The sequence below is a fragment of the Erwinia sp. B116 genome (genome assembly GCF_002865965.1).
Classification (GTDB): Bacteria; Pseudomonadota; Gammaproteobacteria; order Enterobacterales; family Enterobacteriaceae; genus Erwinia.
Genome location: NZ_JRZZ01000111.1, coordinates 1 through 217, shown reverse-complemented (window position 1 = coordinate 217; position 217 = coordinate 1). Strand labels below are relative to the sequence as shown.

At 56.2% G+C, this 217-nt stretch carries 2 tRNA genes; both read left to right on the top strand.

Annotated elements, in window-relative coordinates:
• A tRNA-Gln gene (locus tag NV64_RS22790) sits at positions 1–74 on the top strand.
• A 68-nt stretch (positions 75–142) separates the two neighbouring features.
• Positions 143–217: transfer RNA gene (locus tag NV64_RS22785), tRNA-Gln, on the top strand.

Below are 217 nucleotides of genomic sequence, written 5' to 3'. Positions count from 1 at the left end.
GGGGTGTCGCCAAGCGGTAAGGCACTGGTTTCTGATACCAGCATTCCGGGGTTCGAATCCCTGCACCCCAGCCATATCAAGACGGCTGGTTAGTTTGGTCGCAAAGTACAAGTCGCTCGGGTTAACCGGTCGCAATGATAATTGGGGTGTCGCCAAGCGGTAAGGCACTGGTTTCTGATACCAGCATTCCGGGGTTCGAATCCCTGCACCCCAGCCA